Here is a 5,049-nt window from a genome sequence, read left to right on the forward strand (position 1 = left end):
ATTAGTGAATTTATGAAAAAATTTAATATATTTGTCATTGCGAGCGTGAGCGTGGCAATCCAAATTAAAGTGGATTAATTCAGTTTTTTCAAAACCTCGTAATGACAATTCTTTTTGCACCGTCATTGCTGACTTTATTTTATCTCGTCATTGCAATTTTTATTTTACTTGTCATTGCGAGCCTCAATGGAGGCGAAGCAATCCACACAGAATAGATTACTTCATTATAGTGCGTAATGACAAATCAAATCAATCTGCTATTAATAAAACTAAATTTAAAAATAAAATTTCTAAAAAGGATTAATTAAACTTCTATTCTTCACAAAATTAATCGGAGTTAAAATTATATAAGAAATTAAAAAATTGAATAAAGAAATAATGCATGAAAATATTAAAATCGAAGAATAAATATTTAAAGCTTTATCGACAAACAATAATAAATTTTCTGGTATCTCCAAATTAAAAATTATTTTTACTATCAAAAGAAAAGTATTAAAAATCAAAGAAACGGCAAATATTACGAGCATTCCTTTCCAAGCATGCGAAATATCGGCGGGACTCAATTCCATATGCGAGGCTATCGAAATTGAAAGATAAATAAAAATCCAAAATCCAATATTTTTATAAGATTGACTAGCAAAAATATTTTTAACAATATTTGAAAATATATTTAATATGGAAATAAAAATATTTGAAATTCCGCTATAAATCATATTCAATATTCCAGCGGATTTATCATAATTAATATTAACCGAAAAAATATTTTCTTTAAGTTCGGGCGCTAATAATAAAAAAAGAAAATAAACTATCAAAGCGCCGATTAGAATAGGTCCGACTCCGATAAAAAAATTTCCTATTTGCTGATACCAGCTCCTCGAATCGTAGCTATGAAGAACATAACCGATTGTATCCGATTTTGTGGTAAATAATTTTATATCGTTAATTTGATGATTGAATATGATGCAGAATAAAGCATGCGAAAGTTCATGAATCGGAGTTCCAATCCAGCCCGTTATATAAAGTTCGGTTTTCGCTCCCAAAGTTTTCGCAAATATTCTCCTCGTCATAGAAGAGAGCAAATATAGAATAAAGCCGAAAATTATTATATTTCCGAATAATCTAAATAAATCTATAAAAGTTTTTGAAAAAATAATCGCTATGAAATAAATTATATCTTTAAACATTGTTATTTTATCGGAAAAAATGAAGAATTTTGCATTTTTTATGAATTTTTTATTATAAAACGCTTGACATTTTTTTTTTCTTATTATAATAGTAAAAAATTAAAAACAAGGAGAGTAATATGTTATTAAGAAAAATCATATTATTTGTATCTGTAGCGATAGCTTTAATAATTGCTATTCCTACAAAAGCGCAAGCGGCTTTCTCGGACGGAGACGCGGTTGGCGCTATGCTCATGGGAGGCTGGCCAGTTGGAGGCGCGATAGGAGTGACTGGACAATCTCAAAAAGTTCCCGTAATGTTTGGAGGAACTGTAAGATTCGGAGTCGGTCATTTCGGAGTAGGTTTTACCGCGGACTGGTGGGGATTCAAACATAATTTTGGTCCCGCTGGAGATTCGGATGCTTGGGTTTATCTGGGACCTGGCGGAGCTTTTACGGTTGACTTTGGCAGCGGAGGATACTGGTTTTTAACCGCAGGTTTGAGGATGCCCGTTGGTTTCTCATTTATTGTTAAACAAAACTGGGAAATATTTATAGAGATTGCTCCGACTGTAAATGTTGTAGCCGTTGGAAGTCCCGGAGTTTATGTCTTTGGCGCGCGTATCGGAGACGGCGGAGGATTCTGGCTAAACGGTTTGTTAGGGTTTGGAGGCGAATTCGGATTCAGATACTGGTTCTAATTTTTGTTTTCTTTCTCTTCTATTTTAATATAGAGTCTCGCTTTATGCGGGACTTTTTATGTAATATTTTTAAACTTTACTTTTTTTAATAATTTTTTATAATAAAGAAAATTTTTAATATTAGAATTTATGTAATTTTTAAGGCTTTGAAATTGAAAAAAATAATCCTTTTTACTTTTATTATTATAATCTCTCTGTCGTCATATAATAAACTTTTTGCTGATTATCCGTCTGGAAGTGCGGCGGGTTTCTTTATTCGTTTTAGTTTTCCGAGTCAGGCATCTTTGGGAATAACGGGAAAATTTGAGGGAATTCCATTTGTGTTCGGCGGAATATTCAATATAGGAATTTCGTCAAAAGGCTGGAGCTGGTTTGGATTAAGTGCGAGCGCCGACTGGTGGGGATTTACTACAAAACTTGGCGACTTGGGAAAATCGGATGTGAGGCTATATTTGGGACCGGGACTCGAAGCGATAATTGGATTCGGAAATAGATATTGGAATATAGAAGCGGCTTTTAGAATGCCCGTTGGAGTTTCGTTTATAGTCGACAGAGATTGGGAGATTTTTCTTCAAATTACGCCGGGATTAAGCGTTATTTCTATAGGAAGCAGAGGATTCGGAACTTTCGGCTGGTATCCGAGTTATACGGGCTGGACATTCGCGTCTTTCTTCAGATTTTCTGGCGACTTTGGATTTAGATATTGGTTTTAAGAATATAACTTATTAGAAATTATATAATTGTAAACTTTATCGTTTAAAAAATATCTAAACGCTTTATTTTTCTTTATTCTCTCTCTAATCAAAGTGGAAGAAATATCAATTCTTGGAGCGATTATAATTTTGATATTATATTTTTCTATATTTTCTTTAAATAAATTTTCGTTTTCTTCTCTATTAACCGCCACAATATTTGCAAGTTCGGATAATTTTTCTGGCTCTTTCCATTTGTGAAAATCTTTTATTAAATCCGCTCCTATAATCAAGGCGATTTTTCCGTCAATATTATAATTTTGATACAAATAATTTAAAGTTTTTATAGAATAAGAAATTCCTTCGCTTTTTAATTCGTAATCGTCAAATGAAAATCTTTTGTCGTCTTCTATCGAAAGTTTGAGCATATTTAATCTGTCTTCATTTGAAACTTCCCCGCTTATATTTTTATGAGGAGGAATTTTGCTCGGAATAAATAAAACTTTATCGTAATTCAATTCTTTAATAACGGTGTCGGCTAAAATCAAATGTCCCAAATGAGGAGGGTCGAATGTTCCGCCAAGAATAGCTATTTTCATTATGATAAAATCCGTAATTTAAATTAACCAATTATTATTTTTTAGCCCTTTTACTACATGCTCATAAGTTTCCATCATTTCATCATAATTGACAAATTTAAAAAAATTCTTTTTATCTTGGTAAATTTCAAGTTCTAATTTTTGCTTAAATTTTTTATAATGAATTTGCGGAGCTACAATAATAAATTTAGTGGCAAAAGCTTTTAGTTGCAAGCAGCGATTAAAAGCTCCGTTAAGAGTATTGACGCTGTCAACGACTTCAAACGCGCATTGCGGAAACGCATATTTTGCATTATTAAACCATAAAACATCTATTCGTCTAATCTCTTTTGTAATTTCTTTATAAGTAAAATTTGGAACGGTTTTTAAATTTGCAATATCTTTCAAATAAACATTATCTCGATAAAGTTTTGAAGGGTCGGCTGTATAAGTCAAATAATTTCTTGCATTTCCAAGTTCCAAGCAGATTCCCTGCATAAACGAATGCATTTTGATTTTTTCGCTAACTTTTGGCAAAGGATTTTCTTTGTAATCTTTTAAAGCGTAAATACTAATTCCTATTTTCTTAAATCGATTTCCTTCTTTAAGTTCTCTATAAATAACTCCGCGAATTCCAGCTTCCCATTCGGAACTTTTTTTTGCCTTTGGATAAAATTTTTGAATTTTCTCATAAATAGTATTTAAGTTTGCGCTTCCTCCATTTTGTTCTAAAACGCATTCGATAGCTTCTACTTTAGTCATTTTTAATCCTTTAATTATTTATTTTTAATAACATAAATAAACCTAATCAAATTATATAAGTTTTAAAATTAGTATAAATAATAATTAAGAAAAATTCAATAATTAAAACTTTTATGCAGAATAAACTTTAAAATTTTAGAAAATTTATTTATTGACGATTTGAAAAAAATTGTTATCTTATGGATATGAAATATTGTTCGTTAAAAATCGATTATATTCTAAAAGAGAATTCGGTCGTAATTTTGAGTCTTTACGATAATGTATATTGCGAATATATTCCGCAAATAAAAAGTTTGTTATCGCAATTTACGGAAAACGGCATAAATAAAATTATATTAAATCTTTCCGAATGTTTTTTTATTGAAAAAGATATATGGAAATATTTAATAGAATTCAAAAAAGAGATTTCAAAATCGAACGGAGATATAATAGTTTCCGATATTTCGGGCGCAGTAAAAAACGATTATAATCTTATGGAATTATCCAATTCTTTAGAAGCTTTTAAAGATATTAATGACGCTTTATATAATTTCGGCATAATCCAAAATAGCAAATACGCTTGAATAAATTTATAAACATGATATAATTTGTTAGAATAATAAAACAAATAAATTCTAATTTAGGAGAATAATATAATGACAAAAAAATTAATAAATACGAATAAAAATATTTATGAATTATGCAAAGAATACCCTGAAATAAAAAATATATTATCTGATTTGGGTTTTGAAGCTATAAAAAATCCCGTTATGTTTAATACCATGGCTAAATTAATGACTATAGATAAAGCTTCTAAAATAAAAAATATAAATATGCAAGATATTATAAAAAAGTTTGAAGAAAAAGGATTTGCTTTTACAATCAATGAAAATAAAAATAACGATAGAAACGAAATATTGAAAGATTTAATAAAACGACTTCATAACGGAGAAAATATAGAAATTATTAAAAAAGAATTTGCCGAAAAATTGAATAAAGTATCGGCAATAGAAATGCACAACGCTATGCATGAACTTGTCGAATCGGGAATGACTATAGACGAAGCAAAAAGATTTTTTTATATAAGAAGTTTAATTTTGACGGACGCCATAGATAACGAAAATATTAATCAAAATTATAAAGACGATTATATAGTTATAGAAGAGTTTAAAAA

Annotated in this window: 7 protein-coding genes; 4 read left to right on the plus strand and 3 right to left on the minus strand. The window is 29.6% G+C overall.

Going from position 1 to position 5,049, the window contains the following annotated elements; translation table 11 throughout:
* Window positions 1–290: 290 nt before the first annotated feature.
* Window positions 291–1,184: a hypothetical protein gene (locus ACR0QS_RS10880; RefSeq protein ID WP_432633470.1), complete on the minus strand. Its 894-nt coding sequence runs from the start codon at window positions 1,182–1,184 to the stop codon at window positions 291–293.
* Between the two features lie 119 nt (window positions 1,185–1,303).
* Here ACR0QS_RS10880 and ACR0QS_RS10885 point away from each other — a divergent pair, with 119 nt between their 5' ends.
* Both ACR0QS_RS10885 and ACR0QS_RS10890 read left to right on the plus strand, forming a co-directional pair.
* Window positions 1,304–1,864: a hypothetical protein gene (locus tag ACR0QS_RS10885; protein ID WP_432633471.1), complete on the plus strand. Its 561-nt coding sequence runs from the start codon at window positions 1,304–1,306 to the stop codon at window positions 1,862–1,864.
* Between the two features lie 152 nt (window positions 1,865–2,016).
* The gene (locus ACR0QS_RS10890; RefSeq protein WP_432633472.1) at window positions 2,017–2,577 is read left to right on the plus strand and encodes an outer membrane barrel protein; all 561 of its coding nucleotides are present in this window, start codon (window positions 2,017–2,019) and stop codon (window positions 2,575–2,577) included.
* Here ACR0QS_RS10890 and nadD read toward each other — a convergent pair.
* Together nadD and ACR0QS_RS10900 are read right to left on the minus strand one after the other, a co-directional pair.
* A complete protein-coding gene (gene nadD / locus ACR0QS_RS10895) occupies window positions 2,574–3,155 on the minus strand; it encodes a nicotinate (nicotinamide) nucleotide adenylyltransferase (RefSeq protein WP_432633473.1) in 582 nt (193 codons plus the stop codon). The genes ACR0QS_RS10890 and nadD overlap by 4 nt on opposite strands.
* A gap of 18 nt (window positions 3,156–3,173) precedes the next feature.
* On the minus strand, window positions 3,174–3,896 hold the full coding sequence (locus tag ACR0QS_RS10900) for a hypothetical protein (RefSeq protein ID WP_432633474.1): 723 nt from the start codon (window positions 3,894–3,896) through the stop codon (window positions 3,174–3,176).
* 185 nt (window positions 3,897–4,081) lie between these two features.
* Between ACR0QS_RS10900 and ACR0QS_RS10905 the strand changes: the two genes are divergently transcribed.
* Together ACR0QS_RS10905 and ACR0QS_RS10910 are read left to right on the plus strand one after the other, a co-directional pair.
* Window positions 4,082–4,459 carry an STAS domain-containing protein gene (locus tag ACR0QS_RS10905; RefSeq protein WP_432633475.1) on the plus strand — a complete coding sequence of 126 codons (378 nt, stop codon included), beginning with the start codon at window positions 4,082–4,084 and terminating at the stop codon, window positions 4,457–4,459.
* Between the two features lie 72 nt (window positions 4,460–4,531).
* The coding region (locus tag ACR0QS_RS10910) for a DUF438 domain-containing protein (RefSeq protein WP_432633476.1) at window positions 4,532–5,049 on the plus strand (518 nt) is incomplete at its 3' end.

The sequence above is a fragment of the Brachyspira sp. genome (assembly GCF_050873525.1).
GTDB lineage: Bacteria > Spirochaetota > Brachyspiria > Brachyspirales > Brachyspiraceae > Brachyspira.

Coding starts and splice junctions, on each gene's coding strand:
- ACR0QS_RS10900 (WP_432633474.1), bottom strand. CDS start 3,896: ATGACTAAAGTAGAAGCTATCGAATGCGTTTTAGAACAAAATGGAGGA.
- nadD (WP_432633473.1), bottom strand. CDS start 3,155: ATGAAAATAGCTATTCTTGGCGGAACATTCGACCCTCCTCATTTGGGA.
- ACR0QS_RS10885 (WP_432633471.1), top strand. CDS start 1,304: ATGTTATTAAGAAAAATCATATTATTTGTATCTGTAGCGATAGCTTTA.
- ACR0QS_RS10880 (WP_432633470.1), bottom strand. CDS start 1,184: ATGTTTAAAGATATAATTTATTTCATAGCGATTATTTTTTCAAAAACT.
- ACR0QS_RS10905 (WP_432633475.1), top strand. CDS start 4,082: ATGAAATATTGTTCGTTAAAAATCGATTATATTCTAAAAGAGAATTCG.